Origin of the sequence: Acidovorax sp. SDU_ACID1 (assembly GCF_045291395.1) — a bacterium.
In the GTDB taxonomy this organism is placed as follows: Bacteria; Pseudomonadota; Gammaproteobacteria; order Burkholderiales; family Burkholderiaceae_C; genus MR-S7.
This window is the reverse complement of sequence record NZ_CP152342.1, coordinates 3,935,624-3,962,085: the sequence shown is the minus strand read 5'-3', so window position 1 is coordinate 3,962,085 and position 26,462 is coordinate 3,935,624. Positions and strand designations below refer to the sequence as shown.

General features: G+C 69.8%; 23 protein-coding genes and 1 pseudogene. 17 read left to right on the top strand and 7 right to left on the bottom strand.

Annotation, left to right across the window (positions count from 1 at the left end; translation table 11 throughout):
• Window positions 1–22: 22 nt before the first annotated feature.
• From AAG689_RS19420 to AAG689_RS19370, 11 genes and pseudogenes are all read left to right on the top strand, one after another.
• A complete protein-coding gene (locus tag AAG689_RS19420; RefSeq protein WP_406623384.1) occupies window positions 23–3,814 on the top strand; it encodes a nitrate reductase subunit alpha in 3,792 nt (1,263 codons plus the stop codon).
• An 18-nt stretch (window positions 3,815–3,832) separates the two neighbouring features.
• Window positions 3,833–5,356 (top strand): nitrate reductase subunit beta, encoded by a 1,524-nt coding sequence (gene narH, locus AAG689_RS19415; protein ID WP_024001553.1) that lies wholly within the window; start codon window positions 3,833–3,835, stop codon window positions 5,354–5,356.
• 11 nt (window positions 5,357–5,367) lie between these two features.
• On the top strand, window positions 5,368–6,063 hold the full coding sequence (narJ, locus tag AAG689_RS19410) for a nitrate reductase molybdenum cofactor assembly chaperone (protein WP_406623383.1): 696 nt from the start codon (window positions 5,368–5,370) through the stop codon (window positions 6,061–6,063).
• Window positions 6,060–6,791, top strand: a complete 732-nt coding sequence (gene narI / locus AAG689_RS19405; protein ID WP_406623381.1) for a respiratory nitrate reductase subunit gamma — start codon at window positions 6,060–6,062, stop codon at window positions 6,789–6,791. The genes narJ and narI overlap by 4 nt, the downstream gene beginning before the upstream one ends.
• 70 nt (window positions 6,792–6,861) lie before the next feature.
• A pseudogene (locus AAG689_RS19400) lies at window positions 6,862–7,670 on the top strand (peptidylprolyl isomerase).
• 9 nt (window positions 7,671–7,679) lie between these two features.
• Window positions 7,680–8,357 (top strand): carbonic anhydrase, encoded by a 678-nt coding sequence (locus tag AAG689_RS19395; RefSeq protein ID WP_406623380.1) that lies wholly within the window; start codon window positions 7,680–7,682, stop codon window positions 8,355–8,357.
• A 1-nt stretch (window position 8,358) separates the two neighbouring features.
• The gene (locus AAG689_RS19390; RefSeq protein ID WP_406623379.1) at window positions 8,359–8,979 is read left to right on the top strand and encodes a nitroreductase family protein; all 621 of its coding nucleotides are present in this window, start codon (window positions 8,359–8,361) and stop codon (window positions 8,977–8,979) included.
• Between the two features lie 13 nt (window positions 8,980–8,992).
• Window positions 8,993–9,430, top strand: coding sequence for a ribonucleotide reductase subunit alpha (locus AAG689_RS19385; RefSeq protein ID WP_406623378.1), 438 nt, complete (start codon window positions 8,993–8,995; stop codon window positions 9,428–9,430).
• Entirely contained in the window at window positions 9,427–9,978 is a 552-nt protein-coding gene (locus AAG689_RS19380) for a hemerythrin domain-containing protein (protein WP_406623377.1), read from the top strand. The genes AAG689_RS19385 and AAG689_RS19380 overlap by 4 nt, the downstream gene beginning before the upstream one ends.
• 150 nt (window positions 9,979–10,128) lie before the next feature.
• Window positions 10,129–12,363 carry a tetratricopeptide repeat protein gene (locus AAG689_RS19375; RefSeq protein ID WP_406623376.1) on the top strand — a complete coding sequence of 745 codons (2,235 nt, stop codon included), beginning with the start codon at window positions 10,129–10,131 and terminating at the stop codon, window positions 12,361–12,363.
• An 82-nt stretch (window positions 12,364–12,445) separates the two neighbouring features.
• Window positions 12,446–13,522, top strand: coding sequence for an AbrB family transcriptional regulator (locus AAG689_RS19370; protein WP_406623375.1), 1,077 nt, complete (start codon window positions 12,446–12,448; stop codon window positions 13,520–13,522).
• 4 nt (window positions 13,523–13,526) lie between these two features.
• On the opposite strand, the gene AAG689_RS19365 is transcribed toward AAG689_RS19370, so the two are convergent.
• The 3 genes from AAG689_RS19365 to AAG689_RS19355 all read right to left on the bottom strand — a co-directional run bounded on the left by AAG689_RS19365 (window position 13,527) and on the right by AAG689_RS19355 (window position 15,815).
• On the bottom strand, window positions 13,527–13,817 hold the full coding sequence (locus AAG689_RS19365) for a DUF3567 domain-containing protein (RefSeq protein WP_406623374.1): 291 nt from the start codon (window positions 13,815–13,817) through the stop codon (window positions 13,527–13,529).
• A 76-nt stretch (window positions 13,818–13,893) separates the two neighbouring features.
• The gene (locus tag AAG689_RS19360) at window positions 13,894–15,039 is read right to left on the bottom strand and encodes a DUF3108 domain-containing protein (RefSeq protein ID WP_406623373.1); all 1,146 of its coding nucleotides are present in this window, start codon (window positions 15,037–15,039) and stop codon (window positions 13,894–13,896) included.
• Window positions 15,040–15,041: 2 nt separating this feature from the next.
• Window positions 15,042–15,815, bottom strand: a complete 774-nt coding sequence (locus tag AAG689_RS19355; RefSeq protein ID WP_406623372.1) for an IclR family transcriptional regulator — start codon at window positions 15,813–15,815, stop codon at window positions 15,042–15,044.
• A gap of 69 nt (window positions 15,816–15,884) precedes the next feature.
• Here AAG689_RS19355 and AAG689_RS19350 point away from each other — a divergent pair, with 69 nt between their 5' ends.
• Window positions 15,885–16,868: a fumarylacetoacetate hydrolase family protein gene (locus AAG689_RS19350; protein WP_406623371.1), complete on the top strand. Its 984-nt coding sequence runs from the start codon at window positions 15,885–15,887 to the stop codon at window positions 16,866–16,868.
• Window positions 16,869–16,945: 77 nt separating this feature from the next.
• The gene (locus tag AAG689_RS19345; RefSeq protein WP_406623370.1) at window positions 16,946–17,914 is read left to right on the top strand and encodes a Bug family tripartite tricarboxylate transporter substrate binding protein; all 969 of its coding nucleotides are present in this window, start codon (window positions 16,946–16,948) and stop codon (window positions 17,912–17,914) included.
• Window positions 17,915–18,027: 113 nt separating this feature from the next.
• Here AAG689_RS19345 and AAG689_RS19340 read toward each other — a convergent pair whose 3' ends face one another.
• The 4 genes from AAG689_RS19340 to AAG689_RS19325 all read right to left on the bottom strand — a co-directional run bounded on the left by AAG689_RS19340 (window position 18,028) and on the right by AAG689_RS19325 (window position 22,197).
• Entirely contained in the window at window positions 18,028–18,999 is a 972-nt protein-coding gene (locus AAG689_RS19340; protein ID WP_406623369.1) for a tripartite tricarboxylate transporter substrate binding protein, read from the bottom strand.
• Window positions 19,000–19,139: 140 nt separating this feature from the next.
• Entirely contained in the window at window positions 19,140–20,087 is a 948-nt protein-coding gene (locus AAG689_RS19335) for a LysR substrate-binding domain-containing protein (RefSeq protein ID WP_406623368.1), read from the bottom strand.
• Between the two features lie 57 nt (window positions 20,088–20,144).
• On the bottom strand, window positions 20,145–21,368 hold the full coding sequence (locus AAG689_RS19330; protein WP_406623367.1) for a CaiB/BaiF CoA transferase family protein: 1,224 nt from the start codon (window positions 21,366–21,368) through the stop codon (window positions 20,145–20,147).
• A gap of 28 nt (window positions 21,369–21,396) precedes the next feature.
• Window positions 21,397–22,197 (bottom strand): enoyl-CoA hydratase/isomerase family protein, encoded by an 801-nt coding sequence (locus AAG689_RS19325; RefSeq protein WP_406623366.1) that lies wholly within the window; start codon window positions 22,195–22,197, stop codon window positions 21,397–21,399.
• Window positions 22,198–22,576: 379 nt separating this feature from the next.
• Here AAG689_RS19325 and AAG689_RS19320 point away from each other — a divergent pair, with 379 nt between their 5' ends.
• From AAG689_RS19320 to AAG689_RS19305, 4 genes are read left to right on the top strand one after another with little or no spacing between them, the layout of a single operon-like run.
• A complete protein-coding gene (locus AAG689_RS19320) occupies window positions 22,577–24,370 on the top strand; it encodes a tetratricopeptide repeat protein (protein ID WP_406623365.1) in 1,794 nt (597 codons plus the stop codon).
• Window positions 24,370–24,621 carry a hypothetical protein gene (locus tag AAG689_RS19315; protein WP_406623364.1) on the top strand — a complete coding sequence of 84 codons (252 nt, stop codon included), beginning with the start codon at window positions 24,370–24,372 and terminating at the stop codon, window positions 24,619–24,621. Before AAG689_RS19320 ends, AAG689_RS19315 begins: the two co-directional genes overlap by 1 nt.
• Window positions 24,576–25,157, top strand: coding sequence for a hypothetical protein (locus tag AAG689_RS19310; RefSeq protein WP_406623363.1), 582 nt, complete (start codon window positions 24,576–24,578; stop codon window positions 25,155–25,157). Before AAG689_RS19315 ends, AAG689_RS19310 begins: the two co-directional genes overlap by 46 nt.
• On the top strand, window positions 25,157–26,461 hold the full coding sequence (locus tag AAG689_RS19305; protein WP_406623362.1) for an FAD-binding oxidoreductase: 1,305 nt from the start codon (window positions 25,157–25,159) through the stop codon (window positions 26,459–26,461). The genes AAG689_RS19310 and AAG689_RS19305 overlap by 1 nt, the downstream gene beginning before the upstream one ends.
• Window position 26,462 lies beyond the last annotated feature (1 nt).

The window sequence follows — 26,462 nt, the reverse complement described above, 5'->3', positions numbered from 1 at the left end:
AACGATTCCAAGGAGCCTCACGATGAGCCATTTCCTCGACCGCCTTTCCTACTTCGCGCAGCCGCGCGAGACCTTCTCGCAGGGCCACGGCCAGACCAACGGCGAAGACCGCACCTGGGAAGGCGCCTACCGCGACCGCTGGGCGCACGACAAGATCGTGCGCTCCACCCACGGCGTGAACTGCACGGGCTCCTGCTCGTGGAAGATCTACGTCAAGGGCGGCATCGTCACCTGGGAAACCCAGCAGACCGACTATCCGCGCACGCGGCCCGACCTGCCCAACCACGAGCCGCGCGGCTGCGCGCGGGGCGCCAGCTACAGCTGGTACCTGTACAGCGCCAACCGCGTGAAATACCCGCTGGTGCGCGCGCGCCTGCTCAAGCACTGGCGCGCGGCCCTGGCCGTGGCGCGCAGCCCGGTGGACGCCTGGGCCAGCATCGTCGAGAACGAGAGCGCGCGCCGCGAGTGGCAGAAGCAGCGCGGCCTGGGCGGGTTCGTGCGCAGCACCTGGGACGAGGTCAACCAGATCGTCGCCGCGGCCAACGTCTACACCATCAAGAAGCACGGGCCGGACCGCATCATCGGCTTCTCGCCGATCCCGGCCATGTCGATGATCTCGTACGCCGCAGGCTCGCGCTACCTGAGCCTCATCGGCGGCGTGTGCATGAGCTTCTACGACTGGTACTGCGACCTGCCGCCGTCCAGCCCGCAGGTGTGGGGCGAGCAGACCGACGTGCCCGAGAGCGCCGACTGGTACAACTCCACCTTCATCATCGCCTGGGGCTCCAACGTGCCCCAGACGCGCACGCCCGACGCCCACTTCTTCACCGAGGTGCGCTACAAGGGCGCGAAGACCGTGGCCGTCACGCCCGACTATTCCGAGGTCGCCAAGCTGGCCGACCTGTGGATGCACCCGCAGCAGGGCACCGACGCCGCCGTGGCCATGGCCATGGGGCACGTGATCCTCAAGGAGTTCTACTTCGACAAGCGCTCGGCGTACTTCGACGACTACGCCCGCCGCTACACCGACCTGCCGCTGCTCGTTGCGCTCAAGGAAAAGCGGCTCGCGGACGGCCGCACGGTGATGGTGCCCGACCGCTACCTGCGCGCCAGCGACTTCGCGGGCAAGCTGGGCCAGGGCAACCACCCCGACTGGAAGACCGTGGCCTATGACGAGCAGGGCAACGTGGCCCTGCCCAACGGCTCCATCGGCTTCCGCTGGGGCGCCGAGGGCCGCGAGGACCAGGGCCTGTGGAACCTGGAGGCAAAGGAGGCGCGCACCGGCAACGACGTGCGGCTCAAGCTCTCGGTGCTGGAGGACGGCGCGCAGGCGCATGCCGTCTCCGACGTGGCCTTTCCATACTTCGGCGGTGTCGAGTCGCCGCACTTCAAGGCCAACGCGCAGGACGGCGACGTGCTGGTGCGCCGCGTGCCCGTCACGCACCTGGACCTGGAGGGCGACGGCCTGCAGGGCCGCGTGGCCGTGGCCACCGTGTTCGACCTGCTGGCCGCCAACTACGGCATCCACCGCGGCCTGGAGGGAGAAGGCGTGGACGGCGGCTACGACGCCAACGCGCCCTACACCCCCGCCTGGCAGGAGGCCATCACCGGCGTGCCGCGCGAGCAGGTGACCGCCGTGGCGCGCCAGTTCGCCGACAACGCCGACAAGACGCGCGGAAAGTCCATGGTGATCATCGGCGCGGCCATGAACCACTGGTACCACTGCGACATGAACTACCGCGGCATCATCAACATGCTGATGCTGTGCGGCTGCGTCGGCCAGAGCGGCGGCGGCTGGTCGCACTACGTGGGCCAGGAGAAGCTGCGCCCGCAGACCGGCTGGACGGCGCTGGCCTTCGCGCTCGACTGGATCCGCCCGCCGCGCCAGCAGAACTCCACCAGCTTCTTCTACGCCCACACCGACCAGTGGCGCTACGAGAAGCTCGGCGTGGAGGAGGTGCTCTCGCCGCTGGCCGACCCGCAGCACTATAGCGGCGCGATGATCGACCACAACGTGCGCGCCGAGCGCATGGGCTGGCTGCCCAGCGCGCCGCAGCTGCAGACCAACCCGCTGCAGGTGGTGAAGGACGCGCAGGCCCGCGGCCTGGACGCCAAGGACTACGTGGTGCAGTCGCTCAAGGACGGCTCGCTCACCATGAGCTGCGAGGACCCGGACCATCCCGCCAACTGGCCGCGCAACATGTTCGTGTGGCGCTCCAACATCCTGGGCAGCTCGGGCAAGGGGCACGAGTACTTCCTCAAGCACCTGCTGGGCACCACGCACGGCGTGCAGGGCAAGGACCTGGGCCATGACGAGGCCAAGCCCGAGGAGGTGCGCTGGCACGCCCAGGCGCCCGAGGGCAAGCTGGACCTGCTGGTGACGCTGGACTTCCGCATGAGCACCACGTGCCTGTATTCCGACATCGTGCTGCCCACGGCCACCTGGTACGAGAAGAACGACCTCAACACCAGCGACATGCACCCCTTCATCCACCCGCTGTCGGCGGCCGTCGATCCGGCGTGGCAGGCCAGGAGCGACTGGGAGATCTACAAGGGCTTCGCCAAGGCGTTCAGCGAGGTCTGCGTGGGCCACCTGGGCGTGGAAAAGGAGGTGGTGCTCACGCCCATCATGCACGACACGCCCGCCGAGCTGGCCCAGCCCTACGGCGTGCGCGAGTGGAAGAAGGGCGAGTGCGAGTTGGTGCCCGGCAAGACCGCGCCGCAGATCGCGGTGGTCGAGCGCGACTACCCCAACACCTACAAGCGCTTCACGGCCCTGGGGCCGCTGATGGACAGGATCGGCAACGGCGGCAAGGGCATCGCCTGGAACACCGAAACCGAGGTGGCGCAGCTGGGCGACCTCAACGGCCGCGTGCGCGAGGAAGGCGCCACGCAGGGCCGCCCGAAGATCGTGAGCGACATCGACGCCACCGAGGTGGTGATGATGCTCGCGCCCGAGACCAACGGCCACGTGGCCTGCAAGGCCTGGGAGGCGCTGGGCAAGCAGACCGGGCGCGAGCACGTGCACCTGGCGCTGCACCGCGAGGACGAGAAGATCCGCTTCCGCGACATCCAGGCGCAGCCGCGCAAGATCATCAGCTCGCCCACCTGGAGCGGGCTGGAGAGCGAGAAGGTCAGCTACAACGCGGGCTACACCAACGTGCACGAGCTGATCCCATGGCGCACCCTCACGGGCCGCCAGCAGTTCTACCAGGACCACCCCTGGATGCGCGACTTCGGCGAGGGCTTCGTGAGCTACCGCCCGCCCGTGCACCTCAAGACGCTGCACGAAGTGGAAGGTGTCAAGCCCAACGGCAACCCCGAGATCGCGCTGAACTTCATCACGCCGCACCAGAAGTGGGGCATCCACAGCACGTACAGCGACAACCTGCACATGCTCACACTCAACCGCGGTGGGCCGGTGATCTGGCTCAGCGAGGACGACGCCAGGCGCGGCGGCATCGTGGACAACGACTGGGTCGAGCTGTTCAATGCCAACGGCGCCATCGCGGCGCGCGCAGTGGTGAGCCAGCGCGTGAACCCCGGCATGGTCATGATGTACCACGCGCAGGAAAAGATCATCAACACGCCCGGTTCGGAGATCACGGGCACGCGCGGCGGCATCCACAACTCGGTCACGCGCATCGTGCTCAAGCCCACGCACATGATCGGCGGCTACGCGCAGTACAGCTACGGCTTCAACTACTACGGAACCATCGGCACCAACCGCGACGAGTTCGTGCTGGTGCGCAAGATGCGCCGCGTCGACTGGCTCGACGAGGACGCCCAGGCCGCGGCCCCCGCCCACGCCTGAAGAAGAAGGAGAACCACGATGAGAATACGCGCACAAATCGGCATGGTGCTGAACCTGGACAAGTGCATCGGCTGCCACACCTGCTCGGTCACCTGCAAGAACGTGTGGACCAGCCGCCCCGGCATGGAGTACGCCTGGTTCAACAACGTCGAGACCAAGCCCGGCATCGGCTACCCCAAGGAGTGGGAGAACCAGGACAAGTGGAACGGCGGCTGGACGCGCCTGGCCGACGGCTCCATCGCCCCGCGCCAGGGCGGCAAGTGGAAGCTGCTCATGCGCATCTTCGCCAACCCGAACCTGCCGCAGATCGACGACTACTACGAGCCCTTCACCTTCGACTACGACCACCTGCAGTCGGCGCCGGAGTCCAAGGCCGCGCCCACCGCGCGCCCGCGCAGCCTGATCACGGGCCAGCGCATGGAGAAGATCGAGTGGGGCCCGAACTGGGAGGAAATCCTCGGCGGTGAGTTCGCCAAGCGCAGCATCGACGTGAACTTCGAGGAGGTGCAGAAGGACATCTACGGCCAGTTCGAGAACACCTTCATGATGTACCTGCCGCGTCTGTGCGAGCACTGCCTGAACCCGGCGTGCGTGGCCTCGTGCCCCAGCGGCTCGATCTACAAGCGCGAGGAGGACGGCATCGTCCTCATCGATCAGGACAAGTGCCGCGGCTGGCGCATGTGCGTCTCCGGCTGCCCGTACAAGAAGATCTACTACAACTGGCAGACCGGCAAGGCCGAGAAGTGCATCTTCTGCTACCCGCGCATCGAGGCCGGCCAGCCCACCGTGTGCTCCGAGACCTGCGTGGGCCGCATCCGGTATCTGGGCGTGCTGCTCTACGACGCCGACCGCATCGAGGAAGCCGCCAGCGTGGAGCGCGACCGCGACCTCTACGAGGCGCAGCTCGGCATCTTCCTGGACCCCAACGACCCCGACGTGATCCGCCAGGCGCGCATCGACGGCATCCCCGACGCGTGGATGGAGGCCGCCCGCCACAGCCCCGTCTACAAGATGGCCGTGGAGTGGAAGGTGGCGCTGCCGCTGCACCCCGAGTACCGCACGCTGCCCATGGTCTGGTACGTGCCGCCGCTCTCGCCCATCACCTCCGCTGCCAACGCGGGGCACATCGGCGTGAACGGCGAGATCCCGGACGTGTCGCAGCTGCGCATCCCCGTGCAGTACCTGGCCAACCTGCTCACCGCCGGCGACACCGGCCCCGTGGTGCGCGCGCTGGAGCGCATGCTGGCCATGCGGGCCTACCAGCGCGACAAGCACGTGGAGCAGCGCCAGAACCTCGCCGTGCTGCAGCAGGCGGGCCTGACGCTGCACGAGGTGGAGGACATGTACCACGTGATGGCGATCGCCAACTACGAGGACCGCTTCGTGATCCCCTCCTCGCACCGCGAATACGCCGAGAACGCCTTCGACGTGCGCGGCGGCTGCGGCTTCTCGTTCGGCAACGGCTGCTCCGACGGCTCCACCGACGCGAGCATGTTCGGCGGCAAGAAGCCCCGCACCATCCCCATCAAGGCCGTGGTCTGAGGAGCGCGCACATGTTCAAGAACGCACCCGAATCCCTGCGCCTGACGCTGCGCGCCCTCGCGCGCCTCGTGGGCTACCCCGATGCCGAATTGCGCGCGCAGATGCCCGACCTGATCGACGCGCTGCGCCTGGAGCAGATCCTGCCCGCCGCCCGCGTGCGCGAGCTGGAGGCCCTGTGCCGCCAGGTCTGCGCACTGGAGCCCTACGAGGCCGAGGCGCGCTACGTGGACACCTTCGACCGCGGCCGCCAGACCTCGCTGCACCTGTTCGAGCACGTGCACGGCGACTCGCGCGACCGCGGCCCGGCGCTCATCGACCTGCAGCAGACCTACGAGCGCGCCGGCCTGTTCTTCGACGCGCCGGAGCTGCCCGACCACCTGGCCGTGGTGCTGGAGTTCGCCTCCACGCAGCCGCCGGCCATCGCGCAGGAATTCCTCGGCGAGATGGCCCACATCCTCAACGCGCTGTTCACGGCGCTGCTGGAGCGCGGCAACCCCTACGCCAGCGTGATCGCGGCCGTGCTGGAAGCCGCCGGCCAGCGTGCGCAGGCCGTGCCCCTCGCGCCCGAGCCGGGCCTGGACGACACCTGGGCCGAGCCCGCCGCCTTCGATGGCTGCAGCACGCGCGGCCAGAACCGCCCCGGCGAGGCGCAGCCCCTGCATTTCGTCCGCAATGCGGGCAACCACCACCAAGGAGCATCGGTATGACCGCCTGGATCGACACCCTGCTGTTCGGCATCTACCCCTACATCTGCCTGGCCGTGTTCTTCATCGGCAGCTGGGCGCGCTTCGACCGCGATCAGTACACGTGGAAGAGCGATTCGTCCCAGCTGCTGCGCACCGACAGCCTGCGCTGGGGCAGCAACCTGTTCCACGTCGGCGTGCTGTTCCTGTTCTTCGGCCACACCGTGGGCATGCTCACGCCGCACTTCCTGTACGAGCACTTCATGAGCGCGGGCCACAAGCAGCTCATGGCCATGGTGAGCGGCGGCATCGCGGGCCTGCTGGCCTTCGCCGGCGTCACGCTGCTGCTGCACCGGCGCCTGTCGGACGCGCGCATCCGCGCCACCTCCAAGACCAGCGACATCCTGCTGCTGTGGATCCTGTGGGTGCAGCTCGCGCTGGGCCTGGCCACCATTCCCCTGTCGGCGCAGCACCTGGACGGCTCCATGATGATGCGCCTGGCTGAATGGGCACAGCGCATCGTCACTTTCCGCACCGGCGCGGTGGAGATGCTCGCCGGCGCGGGCTGGGTGTTCAAGGCCCACATGTTCCTGGGCATGACGGTGTTCCTCATCTTCCCGTTCACGCGCCTCGTGCACGTGTGGAGCGGCTTCGGCACGCTGGCCTACATCGCGCGGCCTTACCAGCTCGTGCGTGCGCGGCGCCTCAACCTGCCGCCCGGCCAGAACCAGCCCAGCAACCAGCGCATCTGATTTGATAGCTGCCAGCGCTTGTCCCATAAGGGTTTGAGCGTAATTTGGCTTAGAAGGAATGGAGAACGCCATGGAAACCACCTCTTGCGGATCGGGCGCCTGCGGCTGCGCCGGCAGCGCGCCGGCCGCCAGCGTGAACGGCGTGCCGCTGCATGCGCAGGGCGAGCACCTGCCGCCCGAGGCCCTGCGCCAGCGCGCCTGCACCGAGCTGCTGCGCCAGCAGGCCCAGAGCGAGGGACTGCTGGCCGCAGGCGATGCGCCGGGCCTGGACGGCGCCACCAGCGCCGAGGCGGCGCAGGCCATCGAGTGCCTGCTCGACCGGGCGCTGCAGGTGCCCGAGCCGTCGGAAGAGGCCTGCCGCCGCTACCACGCCGCCCACCCCGCGCTGCACGGCCAGGGGAGCGCGCGCGGCTGCGCCATGTGCTGTTCGCCGTCACGCCCGGCGTGGACGTGCAGCGCCTGCGCCAGCGCGCCGAGGCGCTGCTGATCGAGCTGCGCTGCGCCGACGACGGCGGCGTGCGCTTCGCCGAGGCGGCGCGCCAGTGGTCCAACTGCCCCAGCGCCGCCCAGGGCGGCGAACTCGGCTGGCTCATGCGCGCCGACTGTGCACCCGAATTCGCGCGCGAGGTCTTCGGCGCGCAGGAGGTCGGTGTGCTCGCGCGCCTCGTGCACAGCCGCTTCGGCCTGCACGTGGTCGAGGTCTGCGCGCGCGAGGCCGGCCGCCCTGCCGCCTTCGAGGAAGTGCATGCCAGCGTGGCCCTGGTGCTGCGCCAGCAGGCCTGGGTGAACGCGCTGCGCCAATACCTACAGGTACTTGCGGGCGCGGCCGAACTCCACGGTGTGCAGCTCGATGCGGCCGAGACGCCGCTGGTCCAGTAGGGGGCGTGCATGCCCGACGACGAGCTGCTGCAGCGGCTGCGCCGCTTCCAGCAGGACGCCTTCCCCCAGTACCGTGCGCAGTTCCAGGCGTTGGTGGACGAGGGACAGCACCCCACCACGCTGTTCATCGGCTGCTCCGACTCGCGCCTGGTGCCCTACCTGCTCACGGGCGCGGAGCCGGGCGAGCTGTTCCTTGTGCGCAACGTGGGCGCCTTCGTGCCGCCCTACGACGGCTCCTACGGCCACCACGGCACCGCGGCGGCCATCGAGTTCGCCGTGCTGAGCCTGCACGTGCGCCGCATCGTGGTCTGTGGCCACAGCCACTGTGGGGCCATCAAGGCGCTGTATGGTGAGGTCTCGCCCGAGGCGCAGAACCTCCAGCGCTGGCTGGACCTGGGCCGCGAGGCGGTGCTGCCGGTGCAGCCCGGCCCCGAGGCGCTGCGCCGCACCGAGCAGCGCGCCGTGGTGCTGCAGCTCGAACGACTGATGAACTACCCCATGGTGCGCCGCAAGGTGGAAGAGGGCCTCATCACGCTGCACGGCTGGCATTACGTGATCGAGGACGGGGAGGTGCATGTGTTCGACGTGCAGAGCGGCGGCTTCGTCGCGGCCTCGCAGGCGAGCAGCAGCGGCACCGGCCCCTATCCGCCCTACGTGGAGCATGACGGGCAAGTATTGATCGATTGACATGACCGGACCCCTGCCTTCCCCCGTTGCATTGGCCGCGCTGCTGCAGGCGCGCGAGACCGTGCTGCCCAAGCGCCTCGGCGCGCCGGGGCCCGACGCCGCGCAACTGCAGGCCCTGCTGGCCGCGGCGGGCCACGCGCCGGACCATGGCCGCCTGCTGCCCTGGCGCTTCGTGCTGGTGCCGCAGAAGGCGCGCGCCGCGCTGGGCGAGGCATTCGCACGGGCGCTGCTGGAGCGCGACGCGCAGGCCACGCCCGAGCAGCAGGCCCAGGCGCGCGAGAAGGCCGCGCGCGCGCCCGTGCTGCTGCTGGCAGTGGTGCGCGAAGGGGGCGATCCGGCGGAGATCGACGCCCGCGAGCGCACCGCCTCCGCCGGCTGTGCGCTGCAGAACCTGCTGCTCGCGGCCACCGCGCAGGGCTTCGGCTCGGCACTCACCAGCGGCAAGGCGCTGCAGTCGCACGCGCTGCGCACGTTGTTCGGCCTGGCGGCCGACGAGCGTGCGCTGTGCTTCGTGAGCGTGGGCACGGTGCTGTCGCGCAAACCCGCGCGCGGGCGTCCGCGCCCCGCGCAATACACCGGCATCCTGGTGCCGGGGCAGGGCGTGCAGCCCTGGACTGATTGACAAGGAGACCGCCATGAAGAGGGAAATCAACAACTTCGACGACCTGCTGCGCATCGCCCGCATGCGGCGCGAGCGCCAGCGCCTGCTGTTCGTCTTCGTGGGCACGGAGCTGCCCGCGGGCGCCACGCCCGCGCAGCGCGCGCATTTCATGCAGGGCGAGGGCGGGGCGTTGGTGCCGCTGATGTGCGTGGACAAGCTGCCCAGCGAGGTGGCATCGTTCGACGCGCTGCTGCGCGAATCGCAGCAGTTCGAGCAGCCCGGCCAGCCCTGGAGCCTGGTGTTCACCGCCGCGCTCACCGGCACGCCCGCGCGCGCGCCGTCCGACGAGGACGCCGAGCGGCTGCTGCGCCGCATGGTGGAGGCGGTGAAGACCGGCGCGCTGGGCGCCTACCTGCCCTTCAACCGCGAGGGCATGCCCGTGCGGCTGGGCGACCGGAGGATGGCCGCATGACCTCGCGCGTGTCCCTGCCCGGCCTGCACACGCCGGGCGCAGGGTTCGACCAGCCCTTCGAGATGCTGGACGCCTGCCACGACCGCGTGCGCCGCTCGCTCGATCTGCTGCAGCGCCTGCGCGCCTACCTGCAGGACAAGGGCTGCGATGGCTCCGCACGCCAGGCCGCGCGCGACGTGCTGCGCTACTTCGACATCGCGGCGCCGCTGCACCACGAGGACGAGGAACTGCACGTCTTCCCCGCGCTGCTGGCCGCCCATGCCGAAGGGCACGTGGCCGACCTCGTGCACCAGATGCAGCGCGACCACGTGCGCATGGCCGCCTGCTGGGCCGAGGCGCGCCAGCCCCTGGAGCAGCTCGCGCAGGGTGCATTGCAATCCTTCACGCCCGAACACGAGGCCGCGCTGGAGCGCTTCGCCGGGTGCTACGCCGACCACCTGCGCCACGAGGACGACAGCCTCTACCCCGCCGCGCGCGCCGTGCTCGACGCGCAGGCGCAGCAGTCCATGGGCCGGGAAATGGCCGCGCGGCGCGGCGTGGCGCGCTGATGCTCCCAAGAAGATAGCTGCTTGCGCTTGTCCATCAGGCGCTGGAGCCCGATTTGGCTTGAAGTATTGCTTGCGCCAGGGTTCGGCTAGACTGCCTCGTTTCGCGACCCGCGCACCACCCGCGTACCTTTCGCGCGCATGGCAATCACCGTGACAGACACTAAGAAACCCCATTTCAGCCAGAACTTCGGCGGCGTGGCCTTGCCGCCTGCCCGCCCCGGCGCCATCACCGGCTTGCAATATGCGCTGCGCATGCCTGCCACCCCGGAGCCGGCCCCGCTGCCCGGCGATGCGCAGGGCTGCAACACCCAGGGCAACCAGTGGATGCAGGCCGGCCGCGCGGCCGACGCGGTGCGCGCTTACGACCGGGCCATCGCACTGCAACCGGACTACCTGGACCCGCATTTCAACCGCGGCAACGCGCTGCTGCGCCTGCAGCGCAACGAAGAAGCGCTGGCCTCTTTCGAGCAGGCGATCGCCCTGTCTCCCCGGCTGGCGCTGGCCCACTACAACCGGGGCGCCGTGCTGGAAGCGCTGGGCCGGGTGCGGGAGGCGATGGACAGCTACCGCGCCGTGCTGGAGATCGAGCCCGGCCACGTGCAGGCGCGCTTCAATCTCGGCTGCGGCCACTTGGCCCTCAAGCACTACGACGAGGCGCTGGCCTGCATGGACGCGGTGATCGTCCACGCGCCCCAGGTGGCGCGGGCGCACGGCAACCGAGGGGTCGCGCTGCTGCGGACCCATCGGCTGCGCGAGGCCGTTGCCGCCTGCGACCAGGCGCTGGCGCTGGAGCCGCAGAGCGCCGAGACCCTCGGCAACCGGGGCAATGTCCACTTGCAGTTGAAGAACTACGCGCAGGCCTTCGCCGACCTGGGTGAGGCCATCCGTCTGCAGCCCGACCGGGCAGAGACGCGGCAACTCATGGGTACCCTGCTCAGAGACCAGAAGCAGCGCGAGGCGGCGCTGCAGCAGACGCGGCTGGCCTATCAACTGAAGCCGGATCTGCCCTTGCTGCTGGGCGACGTCATCGCCGCCCATACGGCCGTCTGCGACTGGCAGGGCCTCGACGCGCGCATGGCGCAGATGGAGGAGGCCATTGCGAGTCGGCGCCCGGCGGTGGTGCCGTTCATCGTGCTGGGGGTGACAGACTCGCCTCACCTTCAACTGGAGGCCGCGCGCAATCTCGTGGAGGCAGAGGAGGAGCACAGCCCTTCCCTCGGGCCGTTTCGCGCACGCACGCCGGGCGGGAAGATCCGCGTGGGCTATTACTCGGCGGACTTCCATACCCACGCCACGGCCTACCTCATGGCGGAGCTGTTCGAGCGGCACGACCGCGAGCGCTTCGAGTGGTTCGCCTTCTCGTTCGGGCCGGATGCGCAGGACGCGATGCGCCAACGCCTGCAGGCCGGGTTCGATCACTTCCTGGACGTGCGCGAGCGCACAGGCGAGGAAATCGCGCGCCTGTCGCGCGAGCTGGGCATCGACATCGCCGTCGACCTCAAGGGCTACACCCAGGATATGCGCATGGAGATCTTCTCCAGCCGCTGCGCGCCCGTGCAGGTGAGCTGGCTAGGTTACCCCGGCACGACGGGCGCCCACTACATGGACTATGTCATCGCCGACAAGGTGGTGCTGCCGTCCGAGGGGCAGCCCTGGTTCACAGAGAAGGCCGTCTACCTGCCCCATAGCTACCAAGTCAATGACGGCCAGCGCCGCGTCTCCGATCGCGTCTTCACCCGCGAGGAGGCCAGCCTGCCCGCCAGCGGGTTCGTCTTCTGCTGCTTCAACAATAACTACAAGATTCTGCCGCCCACGTTCGATGGCTGGATGCGCATCCTGCACGCGGTGTCGGGCAGCGTGCTCTGGCTGCTGGAGGACAACTCGGCCGCCGCCGCCAACCTGCGGCGCGAGGCTCAGGCGCGCGGCATTGCGCCCGAGCGGCTGGTGTTCGCCCCACGCATGGAGCTGAGTGAGCACCTTGCGCGCCACCGCCTGGCCGGCCTGTTCCTGGACACGCTGCCCTACAACGCCCACACCACGGCCAGCGATGCGCTTTGGGCCGGTCTGCCGGTGCTGACCTGCATGGGCCAGTCCTTCGCCAGCCGCGTGGCCGCGAGCCTGCTGCACGCAGTGGGCCTGCCCGAGCTCGTGACCCACACGCAGGCCGACTTTGAAGCCCGGGCCATCGCGCTGGCGCGCGATAGCGCGCAGTTGCAGGCGTTGCGGGACAAGCTGCGCGCCAACCTGCCGGGCTCGCCGCTGTTCGACGCCGCGCTGCTCGCACGCCATGTCGAAGCCGCCTACACGGTGATGCACGAGCGGGCGCTCCAAGGCCTGCCGCCGGAAGTGATCGAGGTGAAAGAACTCCCTGGGAGTGCTTCTTAAAAGATAGCTGCCTGCGCTTGCTATATAAGGGCTGAAGGCTATTTTTGCTTGAAGCCTTGCGCACGCAGAGATACCTGTTCTCATGTCCACGCACCTTGCCTACGCGGCGCGCGTCGCGTTCACCCTGGCCGCCGCGCTGGCCGCCGCGCTGCTGTGCCTGCAGTTGCACACGCCCCTACCCTGGATGCTCGGCCCGCTGCTGGGCACGGCCCTGTTGTCGATGCTGGGCGCGCCGACCGACAGCGCTGCGCCGCTGCGCAATGCGGGGCAGTGGACGCTGGGTGCGATCCTGGGCCTGTACTTCACGCCCGAGGTCACGGCGCTGGTCGCGGGCCTGTGGTGGGCCGTGGCGCTGGCCATCGGCTGGGCGCTGCTGCTGGGCTGGGCCTTCGGTGCGTGGCTGCACCGCATGCATGCGCCGCTGATGCCGGATGTGCCAGCGCCCGCGATGCGCGCCACGACCTACTTCGCAGGGGCCATCGGCGCCGCGTCGGAGATGGCGTTGCTGGCCGAGCGCCAGCATGCGCGCACCGACCTCGTGGCCGCCAGCCACAGCCTGCGGCTGGTGATCGTCACCGTCAGCATCCCCTTCGCGCTGCAGTGGAGCGGCCTGCACGGCGTGGACCTGCTGGCGCCGCCGCCACGCATGGTGCAGCCCGCAGGGCTGGCGCTGCTGGCCGCGCTCACCGGCGCGGGCGCGCTGCTCATGCTGCGCCTGGGGCGCGCCAATCCGTGGTTCATCGGCCCGCTGCTGGTGACCATGGCGCTCACCATGGCCAGCGTCACGCTGACGGCCATCCCCCAGCCGCTGGTGAATGCGGCGCAGCTGGTGATCGGCGTGAGCCTGGGGGTGCGCTTCCGGCGTGCCTTCCTGCGCACGGCGCCGCGCTGGCTGGCGTCGGTGGCCGTGGGCACGGTGGGGCTGATGCTGGTGTGTGCGCTGTTCGCCTGGGCGCTGGCGCGCGCCACGGGGCTGCACTGGGTGACGCTGGTGCTGGCCACGTCGCCGGGCGGCATTGCGGAGATGTCCATCACCGCCAAGGTGCTTCAGCTCGGCGTGCCGGTGGTCACTGCGTTCCAGGTCTGCCGGCTGGTGGTGGTGCTGCTGGTGGTGGCGCCGATGTACCGCTGGGTGTATGGGGCGGAAGCGCCGTCCTGACCCGTCAGTGGACGACCACGGGGTTCTGGGCCAGGCCCACGTAACCGTCCAGCGTGTCCTCCACCTCCTCCTGGGTGGGAGCGTCGCGCTGCCAGGCCAGGATCTGCATCTGGAACATCTCGGCCCAGGAGCCGTCCAGGTAGACCTCCTTGCCCGAGCGCTTGTCCACGATCTCGAAGCCGTGGCGCACGAGCTGCGGGGCGGCGGGGAGCGCGTCGTCGGCGACGCCGCTGCGGTCGGCGTCCGGCAGCATGTGGACTACCACGAAGGAGTCGGAGTCGTAGAGCATGTGCATGGCGTTCCCCTGTAGATAAGGGTCAGATGACGGCGGGCGGCGGGAGTTCAAGTGCGTTCCCAGTATTCCACGGAAATCAGGGGGCCTCGTGGCCGCTCAGCGACAGCTCGGCGAAGTCGCCGTTGCCCTGGGTCAGGCGGATGCGCACGGGCAGGTAGCCGAGCTGGCTGCCCAGCCACAGCTCGGCCTTCTGGTCGCGGTCGTGACGGGGCAGGCGCTGCAGCTTCAGCGCGGGCGTGGGACCGGCGGGCAGCTCCAGCGTCTCGGGGCCTTCCACGGTGAAGGTCCAGCGGTCGGCATAGCGTGCGCCCACGGTGGTCAGCGTGATGCGCGTGCCCGTGGGGTAGCGGTCGGGCGCGGCGGCCAGCATGGCGCCGAGCTGGATGAACACGCTCAGGCGGTCCTGCGCGCCCTCGCCGATGGTGGCGCGCGGAGTATTGGCGCTGAAGATGACCTCGTGCGTGTCGAAGTTGAAGTGCGCGGCCTGTTCGCTGCGCGCCTTGTCGCCGAAGCGCTCGGGCTGCAGCCCCTGCGCCGTGATGCGTCCCACGCTGCTTTGCGAGCGCGCCCCGAGCAGGAAGGCGCGGACCTGCTGGCGCGCCTCGTAGCGCGCGCCGTCCTGGCGCCAGACGAGTTCGGCGCTGGCGTTGTAGTGGAATTTCTTGACCTCGCCGCGCACCTCGAAGGACAGCCGCGTGGAGGGTGGCAGGCGCACGGGCGGGGGCTCGCTGCTCGGAGCCGCGCCCGTGGCGCCGGGAGGCTGGATGTCCACGCCGGCGCTCTCGGCAGGCGCTGCGGCCGGGGTGGATGCGGCGGCTTGCGGCGGGGCGGGAGGCGGCTCGGCGGAGGCTGCCGGCGCAGGCGGCTCGGGGGGCGGAGCCTCGGCCGCGGGCGCGTCCTCTGCCGTCTCCGTGGGCGATACGGGTGTGGGGTCTGCGGGCGCTGCGGCCTCCTCCGGTACCGGCACGGGCGCCGGTTCAGGCGCCGGCGGTGGAGGCGGCTTGGGTTTGCGCACCGGCCGGGGGCGCGGTGCGGCGGGCGGCGGCGGAGGTGGCGCGGGGGCGGCCTCCGGGGGCGGGGGCGGCGGCTCGACCATGCGCGTGTGGAAGGCCATGCGCCGGGGCTGCCCCTCCCCCGTGGCTCCCAGCGGCAGGCCCACCAGCACCAGCCAGTGCAGGGCCAGCACCAGGGCGGTGAGCAGGAGCAGGGCGCGGCGCGGCATGGTCAGGGCTTGTGGCCCAGGTCGCGCGAGAGCTGTTCGGCGGCGGCGCGCAGCGGCCGCTCGATGGCGCCGCCCCATTGCGGGTCGAAGGTGGCGGCCGGGCCCAGCGTGGTGATGCCCAGCGCCAGGTGGCCGTCGGCGTCGAACACGGGGGCGCAGAAGGCCACGATGCCCGGCAGCACCGTGTCCACCACGCGGGCGCAGCGGCGTTCGCGCACCTCGCGCAGCAGGGCCTCGATGGCGGCGGCGTCCCGGGGCAGGTGCGGGTGGCGGGGGGCCAATGCCAGCTCTTCCTCCAGCAGCGCGGCGGTGTTCTCGCGCGGCAGCCAGGCGGCGAAGCAGCGGCCCGTGGCCGAGCCGAGCAGCGGCATCACGTCGCCCAGGCGCAGGTTGACGGTGACGGCGCGGGGCGCCTCCTCCCAGTGCACGATGGTCGGCCCCCGGTTGCCCCACACGGCCAGGGCTAGCGTGTGGCCGATCTGCTCCATGAGCGCGGGCATGCGCTCGCGTGCCAGGCGCACGGCATCCAGGCGCGAGAGCGAAGCGAGCCCTAACTTGAGCGCAGCAGGCCCCAGGTCGTAGCGCGCGGTGCGCGCATCCTGCACGACCAGGCCCAGGCGCTGGAAGCTCACCAGGTAGCGGTGCGCCTTGGCGGCGCTCATGCCGGCTTCGGATGCGAGGTCCTTGAGCATGAGCGCGCCGGGCGCGCGCGCCAGGGCGTCGAGCAGTGCGAAGCCTACTTCCACCGACTGGATGCCGACGCGCTCTTTGTTCATCTATCCTAGAATTTGCCGTTCTGTTTAGTTAAATCAATTTACCAAACCGAAATTGGGTGTTGGAAAACCATGAAACTCGCCACCTACAAAGACGGATCGCGCGACGGCCAGCTTGTCGTGGTCTCGCGCGATCTGAGTACGGCCCATTATGCGACCGGCATCGCGAGCCGCCTGCAGCAGGTGCTGGACGACTGGAACTTCCTCTCGCCCCAACTGCAGGACCTGTACGACCAGCTCAACGCGGGCCGCGCGCGCCATCCGTTCCCCTTCGATCCGCAGCAGTGCATGGCGCCGCTGCCGCGCGCCTACCAGTGGGCCGACGGCTCGGCCTACATCAACCACGTCGAACTGGTGCGAAAAGCGCGCAACGCGGAGGTTCCCGCCAGCTTCTACACCGACCCGCTCATGTACCAGGGCGGCAGCGACGACTTCCTGGGCCCGTGTGACGACGTGGTGGTGCCCAGCGAATCCATGGGCATTGATTTCGAGGCCGAGATCGCCGTGGTTACCGGCGACGTGAAGATGGGCACGGGCCCCGAGCAGGCGCTCGACGGCATCCGTCTCGTGATGCTGGCCAACGACGTGTCCCTGCGCAACCTGATCCCGGCCGAGCTGGCCAAGGGCTTCGGCTTCTTCCAGTCCAAGCCCGCCACGGCGTTCAGCCCGGTGGCCGTGACGCTGGACGAACTGGGCGACGCCTGGGACGGCGGGCGCGTGCACCTCACGCTGCAGTCCACCTGGAACGGCCGCCGGGTCGGCATGTGCGATGCGGGACCGGAGATGACCTTCCACTTCGGCCAGCTCATCGCCCACATCTGCAAGACGCGCAACGTGCGCGCGGGCTCCATCGTCGGCAGCGGCACGGTGAGCAACAAGGACTGGGCCAAGGGCTACTCGTGCATCGCCGAGAAGCGCTGCATCGAGACCATCCAGGACGGGCAGCCCGGCACGGAATTCATGAAGTATGGCGACACCATCCGCATCGAGATGAAGAACAAGGCCGGTCAGAGCCTGTTCGGCGCCATCGAGCAAAGCATCGCCGCGCCCCGGTGAGTTCGGAGCCAAATCGGCCCCTGGCGCTTGTACAGCAAGCGCAAACAGCTATGCAAAAAAGAGCAAAGGAGACAACGATGGAACGCAGACACCTCCTGGCCGCCCTGGCGGCCGCCGCCGCGGCACCGTGGGTGCGCGCTGAAGGCGCTTACCCGGCGCAGCCGATTCGCTGGGTCGTGCCCTATCCGGCGGGCGGCGGCACCGACGTGCTCGCGCGCACCGTGGCCGAGGCCATGCGCACCGGCCTGGGCCAGCAGATCGTGGTGGACAACCGGCCCGGCGCCTCCACCAACATCGGCGCGCAGATCGTCGCCACCGCCAGGCCGGACGGCTACACCGTCATGTCCGCCGACAACGCGCTGCTGGCCTACAACGAGCACCTGTTCCGCAAGCTGCCCTTCAGCCCCGAGCGCGACTTCACCTACGTGGGCGGCCTCTCGCGCTTCCCGCTGGCGCTGGTGGTGCACCCGGCGTTCGAGGCGCAGACGTTCAAGGATTTCCTGGCCTACGTGCGCGCCCATCCCGGCAAGGTCAACTACGCATCGCCCGGCAACGGCTCGCCGCACCACCTGGCGATGGAGCTGTTCAAGCACCGCACCAGGACCTTCCTCACCCACATCCCCTACCGCGGCGCCGCGCCCGCGCTGCAGGACGTGATGGGCGGGCAGGTGCCCTGCATGTTCCTGGACCTGGCCGCAGGCCTGCCCGTGATCCAGTCGGGCAAGGTGCGGGCGCTGGCCATCGGCGCGGCCCGGCGCGTGGCCGGCCTGCCCGACGTGCCTACGCTGGCCGAGGTGGGCGTGGCCGATGCGGAGGTCTACGCCTTCCAGGGCGTACTGGCGCCAGCGGGCCTGCCGCCGGCCGTCACCGCGCGGCTGAACGCGGAGATCAACCAGGCCCTGGCCGCCCCGGCCGTGGCCCAGCGCATGCGTGACTTCGGCATGGAAGCCCTGCCGGGCACGCCCGAGCAGTTCCACGCGATGGCCCGTGCCGAGGCCCGGCGCTGGGGCCCGGTTATCGAGGCCACGGGCGTGAAGCTGGACTGATACGGATTTGCCTTCAACCGTCTAACGTCGTTGGTTCGCCTTGCCGTGCCACAGCACTGTCTGCGGCTTCCCGCCTAGTTATACGGTTGAATGCAACCCCGTATGAGAGCGCGTCACTCCGGGTGGATGTTCTGCTCGCGCACCACCTGGGTGAACTGCCGGATCTCGCGCGCCACCAGCGCGTCCAGCGCCTCGGGCGGCGCGCCGGCGATGCGTCCGGCCTGCGACTCCATGCGCGTCTTCGTGGCCGGGTCCTGCAGCGCGGCCACCGTGGCCGCGTGCAGCTTGCGCACGACGGCGTCGGGCGTGGCGCGCGGCACGAAGGTGCCGATCCAGGTGTCGGACTCGTAGCCCGGAACCGACTCCGCGATGGTGCCCACGTCCGGCAGCAGCGGCGAGCGTTCGGCGGACGTGACGGCGATGGCCTTGAGCTTGCCGCTGCGGATGTGGGGCAGGGCGGCGCTCAGCGTGCCGATCATGGCTGGCACCTGGTTGCCCACCACGTCGCTGATGGCCGGGCCCGCGCCGCGGTAGGGCACGTGCTCCAGCGGCAGCTTGGCCATGGACTGCAGCAGGCCGCCCGCCAGGTGCCCCGGCGAACCGATGCCGCCCGAGGCGTATTGCCGGTACTGCGCATCGCGCCGCACCAGCTCGAGCCACTGCGCCAGGTTGCCCGCGGGCACGGACGGGTGCACCGCGACGACCTGCGGCAGCGCGCCTATGAGCGTGACGCCGCGCAGGTCGCGCTCGGTGTTGAAGGGCAGCGAGGGGTAGAGCGCCTGGTTGATGCTGTGCGAGGACACCGCGAACAGCACGGTGTAGCCATCGGCCGGCGACTTGGCCACGTAGTCGGTGGCGATGGTGCCGCCCGCGCCCGCCTTGTTCTCCACGATGACGGTCTGGCCCAGCGCCTGGCCGAGCCGGGCGTTGAGCGAGCGCGCGATGGTGTCGGAGCCGCCGCCGGGGGCGAAGGTCACGATCAGGCGCACGGGCTGGCGCGCAGGGTAGTCCTGCTGCGCGGTCGCGGCGGAGCAGAAGGCCGCGAGGGCGGCGGTGCAAAGGGCTGTGGTCCAGGCATGTCTCATGTGCTTGTCTCCTTGTCGTTGGGGCTGCCGGGCGCGGTGCGCGGGGCTGGCCGGCAAGGGCAATGTAGGCAGGGGCGGGCGCGCTGACCAGTACGGAATCCTGCTACCGGTATAGCGGCGCGCAATGGCTGGCGCGGCTTTCAGGACCGCTGCGGGGCGGGCGGCGGCAGGCGCGCGCCGTCCCACTGGCGCGTCTGCACGAGCTGGGCCGCCACGTCGCGCACGACCGCGCGCACGCAGGCGCTGGCGGGCGACAGCGGGTTGAGCCGCGAGTGCGCGAGCGATGCGCAGCGCACCAGGCGCGGCTCTATCACCGTCTGCCGCAGCCACTGCGAGGCCGCATGCCAGGCCAGCGCGGAGTGCGGCACGATGGTGCCCGCGCCGCCTTGCGCCACCATCGACAGCACGGTCTGGATGGAGCTGGCCTCGCCCTTGATGAGCGGGGCCACGCCCGCTTCGGCGAACGCGCCGTCCACGATGCGGCGCAGCGTGGTGGCGTGCGTGGTGAGCATGAGCGGCACCTGCGCCAGCGCGGACAGCGCGACGCTGCGGCCACAGCGCAGCAGCGCGGCCTTGCGTGGCTGCACGAAGTACAGGTATTCGTCCACCAGCGGCACGCACTCGATGCCGGGCATGGCCGCGTCGTCCACCAGCACGCTCAGGTCCACGCGCTCGTTGAGCAATTGCGCGGCCAGGTAGGCGCTGGGGCTTTCGTGGATCTCCAGCGACACCTGCGGAAAGCGCTCCTCCAGCGCCGCGATGAGCGGGCCCACGAGCACCATGGCGATGCTCGAAGGCAGTCCGAGCTTGACCCGGCCGTTGATCTCGCTGGCGGTGGCGCGCACCACGTTGCGTGTCTCGGCCGCGAGCTTGAGGATGTGCTGCGCGTGGCGGTACAACGCCAGGCCCGCGTCGGTGGGCGTGACGCCCTTCACGCTGCGCTGCAGGAGCTGTACGCCCAGTTCGTCTTCGAGCTGCGTCATCTGCTGGCTGAGCGCCGGCTGCACGATGTGCACCAGCGCCGCCGCGCGCGACAGCGAGCCGCTATCGACGATGGCGACGAAGTAGCGAAGCTGGCGCAGTTCCATGGGCGGTGTGCAAGGCAGGCATGTCGCTGCCGATGGTAGGGCCTGCCGCGGCCGCGGTCATTCTCCGGGGCCGTGACGGTGCTGGGCCACCACGCCGCTGGCGAGCCAGCCGTCGATCGCCGAGCGCGCGTAGCCCATGTCCTGCAGCACCTGCACCGTGTGCTGGCCGTACAGCGGCGGCGGCAGGCGCATGCTGCCCTCGCGCAGCCCGTCCATGCGCACCGGATTGCCCACCTGGCGCAGGGCGCCGAGTTCGGGGTGTTCGATGGTTTCCACCATCCGGCAGTGCTGCACCTGCGGGTCGGCGAACACGTCGTCCAGCCGGTTGATGGGGCCGGCGGGGATACCCTGTGCCACCATGGCCTGCGTCCATTCGGCGCGCGGGCGCAGGCGCAGGCGCTCTTCCAGCAGCGCCTTGAGCTCCATGCGGTGCTGGATGCGCGCGGCGTTGTTGAGAAAGCGCGCATCCCCCGCCAGGTGCTCCAGACCCAGCAGCCGCGCCAGCTTGAGCCACTGCTCCTGCGTGGCGCTGCCGATGTTGAGCGGGCCGTCCTGCGCCTCGAACACGCCGTAGGGCGCGATCACCGGGTGCACGTTGCCCACCGGCGCGGGCACGTCGCCCAGCGACAGGTAGCGCTGCCCCTGCACGCTGAGCAGCGCGACCAGGCTGGCCAGCAGCGAGGTCTCCACCTTCTGGCCCTGGCCCGTGGCCTGGCGCCGGATCACCGCGCCGAGGATGCCGATGGCCGTCCACATGCCCGAGGTCAGGTCGCCGATGGCCACGCCCACGCGCTGAGGCCCTGACTGCGGCGTGCCGGTGAAGCTCATGAAGCCCGAGAAGCCCTGCGCGATCTGGTCGAACCCGGGCCACTGCCCGCGCGGCCCGTCGCTGCCGAAGCCGGTGATGCTGCCCCAGATGAGGCCGGGATTGCGCGCCTGCAGGTCCTCCTGCGCCATGCCCATCTCGGCCATCACGCCGGCGCGGAAGTTCTCCACGAGGATGTCCGCGCGCAGCGCCATGTCGCGCACGATGCCCAGACCCTCGGGGTGGCGGAAGTTCACCGCCACGCTCTTCTTGTTGCGGTTGCCCGAGAGGTAGTACACGCTGGTGTCCCCCGCGAAGGGGCCCCACTGGCGCACCATGTCGCCGTGCGGTGCGGGCTCCACCTTGATGACCTCGGCGCCGAGGTCGCCGAGGATCATGGAGCAGAAGGGGCCTGAGAGCGCGCGCGACAGGTCGAGCACGCGCAGGCCGGCGAGAGGCAGGGACGAGGGTGTCATGGCGGAATGGCGTGGGAAGTGATGCGGGTCAGCGTCCGGTGAACACCGGCGTGGTCTTGTCGAGGAAGGCGCGGATGCCGGTGCGGTAGTCCTGCGTGTCGGCGAAGGCGTAGCTGGCCAGGCGCTCCGCGTGCGTCACGGGCGAGGGGTCGCGCGCCAGGCGGCGCAGCTGCCGCTTGTGCTCGCGTGCGGCCAGCGGCGCGCCGGCGGCGATGCGCTGCGCGGCGGCCATCGCCTCGGCCTCGGCCTGGGCGTCGTCCACCACGCGCGTGAGCAGGCCCTTGGCCAGCGCCTCGGGTGCATCCAGCATGCGGCCTTCGTAGAGCAATTCGGCCGCCACGGAGGCACCGGCCAGGCGCACGAGCGCCTGCGTCTCGCCCAGCGCCAGCGAGAAGCCCAGGGTGTTGATGGGAATGCCCATGCGCGCGCTCCGGCCCGCGATGCGCAGGTCGCAGACCGCGGCAATCTCCAGCCCGCCCCCGGCGCAGGCGCCCTGGATCAGCGCCACCACCGGCACAGGGCAACCGTGGAGGGCGGTGAGTGCGCCCAGCACCGTGTCCTCATGGAAGGCCGTGACCTGTGCGCGCGTGCTGCGCACCTGCGCGAACTCTCCGATGTCGGCACCTGCCGCGAAGCCCTCGGCGCCATGCCCGCGCACGACGACGCAGCGCAGCGCAGGGTTGTCCGGCAGGCGCTCGAATGCGGTGCGCAGCGCGTTCCACATGGCCACCGTCAATGCGTTGCGCTTGCCGGGGTTGGCGATGGTCACCGTGGCCACGGGCCCCTGCGTGCAGACCTCGATCCGCCCTCTGTCCGTCGTTTCGTTCATGGCGCGCATCGTAGGAATGCGCGGCGGCCGCGAAAACTACCGTTTCGCAATGCCGCTATAGGTATTTCCGATGGCCGTGGGTATGAGCCAAATCAGAAATTGCAAAAAGGGAACCGCTTAGCTGTGATGGGCCTTAGAGCTTGGCACGCATCGGTTGACCAGACGATGAAGACTATGGCGGCGCCGGTCTGACTCTGGGTTTTCAAGGAAAATGGTCTTCAGCGCTTGCTGGAAAAGCGCAAGCAGCTATGTTTTCAGGAGTTAAACCAGCCAATAGCCGCACGGTGACACAATCGGGAGGTGGGCCCTTCAGGGCTCCGGCATCCTCCATGAATACAGCGAAAACCCCTAGATTCACACCCCCTTCCTGCCCGGCGGCTTGCCTCGGCGCTCCGCCGAGGCGCAGGCCTACATTGCGCGGGGAGAGTCCCTGGAGGGCCAGGGCCGCACCGACGAGGCGCTGCAAAGCTACCGCCAGGCAGTGCAATGCGATCCGGCGAATGCGCACGGCCACTTCAACCTGGGCGCGCTATTAGTGCTGTGCAAGCAGTTCAACGAAGCCATTGCCTGCATGAATCGGGTGCTGGCGCTGGAGCCGGGCAACGCTGAGGCGCTACTCCACCAGGGCGCTGCCTATCTCGGACTGCAGCAGGACGAGCAGGCATTCGCCAGCTTCAACCAGGCCCTGCGCATCAAGCCGCAACTGGCCGAGGCCCGCTTCCAGGTGGGCGTGCTGCTCAAGAAGCACCGGCGCCTTCCAGAGGCATTGCAGCAGCTGAAAGCCGCGTGGCAGGCCCACCCGGGGCTGCCGGGCCTGCTGAACCACATGATGGAAACCATGGTGGCCATGTGCGACTGGAGCAGCCTGGATGCCGGCGTCGCGCTCATCGAACAGGCCATGGCGCGGGGCGAGTACAGCGTGGACCCTCTCGACGTGATCGCCTTGCGCGACGCGCCCGCGTTCCAGTTGCAGTTCGTGCGCGCCGCGCTGGGCGCATCCGCGCGGGAGCAGTCTCCCCTGGGCCCCATCCCCGCGCGCACGGGCGGCGGCAAGATCCGCGTGGGCTACTACTCGGCGGACTTCAAGCAGCACGCCACCACCATCCTGATGGCCGAGCTGTTCGAGCGGCACGACCGCGAGCGCTTCGAGTGGTTCGCCTTCGATTTCGGCCCCCTCGTCGAGGACGCGATGCGCGAGCGGGTGCGCGGCGCGTTCGACCATTTCGTGGACGTGCGCCAGCACAGCGACAAGGAGGTGGCCGAGCTCTCGCGCACGCTGGGCATCGACATCGCCGTGGACCTCAAGGGCTTCACCGAACACCACCGCCTGGGCATCTTCGCCCACCGCTGCGCGCCGGTGCAGGTGAGCTGGCTGGGCTATCCCGGCACCACGGGGGTGGACTACATGGACTACGTCATCGCCGACAAGGTGGTGCTGCCTCCCGCCGTGCAGCCTCACTTCAGCGAAAAGCCGGCGTACCTGCCGCACAGCTACCAGGTCAATGACCGCCAGCGCCGCATTGCCCCGCGCGATTTCACGCGCGCCGAAGTGGGCTTGCCGGATGAGGGCTTTGTGTTCTGCTGCTTCAACAACAACTACAAGATCCAGCCGCCCACGTTCGACGGCTGGATGCGCATCCTGCACGCGGTGCCGGGCAGCGTGCTGTGGCTGCTGGAGGACAACCCCTTCGCCGCCGCCAACCTGCGGCGCGAGGCTCAGGCGCGCGGCATCGCGCCCGAGCGGCTGGTGTTCGCCCCGCGCATGGAACCCAGCGAGCACCTAGCGCGCCACCGCCTGGCGGATCTGTTCCTGGACACGCTGCCCTACAACGCCCACACCACGGCCAGCGATGCCCTGTGGGCCGGCTTGCCGCTGCTTACCTGCGCGGGCGCGGCCTTCGCGGGCCGGGTGGCGGCCACCCTGCTGCATGCGGTGGGGCTGCCGGAGCTGGTGACCGAAAGCCAGGCCGGCTACGAAGCCCTTGCCATCGCGCTGGCCCACGATCCGGCCCGGTTGAAATCCCTCCGCGACACCCTGCAGGCGCAGCTCCCGACGGCCCCCTTGTTCGACACGCAGCGCTTTGCGCGCGACATAGAGGCCGCGTACACCGCCATGCATGCGCGCAGCCTGCAAGGGCTGCCGCCGGATGTGATCGAGGCAGGTGACTGCTGATGGCTTCCGTTCCCCTCGTCGTCGATCTGGACGGCACCCTGGTGCGCACCGACACCTTGCATGAGCAAGCGCTGGCGCTGGCCAAGGAGCACCTCCCGCAAGCGTTCCTGCTGCCCGCATGGCTGCTGCGCGGCAAGGCCCACCTCAAGCAGCAACTGGCCCGGCGTGTGTCTCTGGACGCCGGCACGCTGCCCTGGCCCTGGCGGTGGGGCCGCGCTTCCTGGCCTGGCTGGCGGTGTACTTCGTGCTGACGTGCTGGTACTCGGTCACCCTCAAGCGCCTGGCGCTGCTCGACTGCATGACGCTGGCCTGCCTGTACACCCTGCGCATCGTCGCGGGCGGGGCCGCCGCAGGGCTGGCGCTGTCGCACTGGCTGCTGGCCGTGTCGGGCTTCGTGTTCCTGTCGCTGTCCTTCCTGAAGCGCCACACGGAGCTGCGCCCGCTGGTGCAGCGCGGCGAAGCCGCCGCCGCGCACGGGCGCGGCTACACGGCGCACGACGCCAGCCTGGTGCAGATGCTGGGCATCGCCGCCGGGTATGCCTCCGCCGTCGTGCTGGCCTTGTACCTGCATGGCGACACGGCGAAGGTGCTCTACGCCCAGCCCTATGCCATTTTGGTCACCCTGGGGGTGCTGGTGTACTGGATCAGTTGGATGTGGCTCCAGTCCCACCGGGGCGAGATGCATGACGACCCGGTGGTGTTTGCCGTCAAGGACAAGGTGAGCCTGGCCTGCGGCGCCGCGTTCGCCGCCTCGCTCGTGGCGGCCACCGTGGAGTGGCCGTGGTGATGCGCGTCAGTTCCTGGGGCCGTTTGAGCGCCGAGCCGCATCAGCCGCTGCTTCTGGACGGCATGGCCGGCCGCGCGCTGCCCCTGCCCGAAGCCGGGCGCACGGCCTTGCCCTACGGCATGGGCCGCAGCTATGGCGACGTGTGCCTGAACCCGGGCGGCGCGCTGTGGATGACGGCCGGCATGGACCATTGGCTGGATTTCGATGCCGCCAGCGGCCGCCTCACCTGCCAGGCCGGCGCCCTGCTCGCCGACATCCAGTGCCTGCTGGCGCCGCGCGGCTGGATGCTGCCCGTCACACCCGGCACCCAGTTCGTCACCGTGGGCGGCGCCATCGCCAACGACGTGCATGGCAAGAACCACCATGCGGCGGGCTCGTTCGGCAACCACGTGCACGCGCTGACCTTGCGGCGCACCGACGGCAGCACTATCGTCTGCGGGCCGGGGCAGAACGCTGAGTGGTTCCACGCCACCGTGGGCGGCCTGGGGCTAACAGGGCTCATCACGCAGGCCACGCTGCAGTTGCGCCCCGTCGCCGGCCCCTGGCTGGAGACGGAAACCATTGCGTTCGACTCGCTGGAGCGCTTCTACACGTTGGTGTCCGAGTCGGAGGCCGCGTGGGAATACACCGTTTCCTGGATCGACTGCCGGGATCGGCATGGGCGCGGCCTGTTCATGCGGGCCAACCACTGCGATGCCGCCGCCCAGGTGCCTGCCGAAGCGCCCCGGCCGCGCGGCCTGTCCATGCCGTTGACGCCGCCGCTGTCCCTGGTCAATGCCGTGAGCCTGCGCGGCTTCAATGCGCTGTACTATCGCATGCACCGCGCGCGCGCAGGCCGAGCCGTCAGCCATTACCTCCCGTTTTTCTACCCCCTCGACGGCATCGGGCACTGGAACCGCATGTACGGGCCCCGCGGCTTCTACCAATACCAGTGCGTGGTGCCGTTCCAGGGCGGCGAGCGGGCCATCGAGGCCATGCTGGCGCAGATCGTCCGCAGCGGGCAAGGCTCTTTCCTGGTCGTCCTGAAAACCTTTGGGCACCGTCCTTCGCTGGGCCTGCTGAGCTTTCCGCAGCCCGGCATCACCCTGGCGCTGGACTTCCCCAACCAGGGCGACAAAACGCTGCGCCTTTTCGGCCAGTTGGACGCCATCGTCAGCGAGGCCGGCGGCCGCATCTACCCCGCCAAGGACGCGCGCATGCCCACCTCGCTCTTCCAATCCGGCTACCCCCAGTGGGAGCAATTTCTTACCTACCGTGATCCCGGCATCAGCTCCGCCATGTCGCGCCGGCTGATGGGGGCCTGAC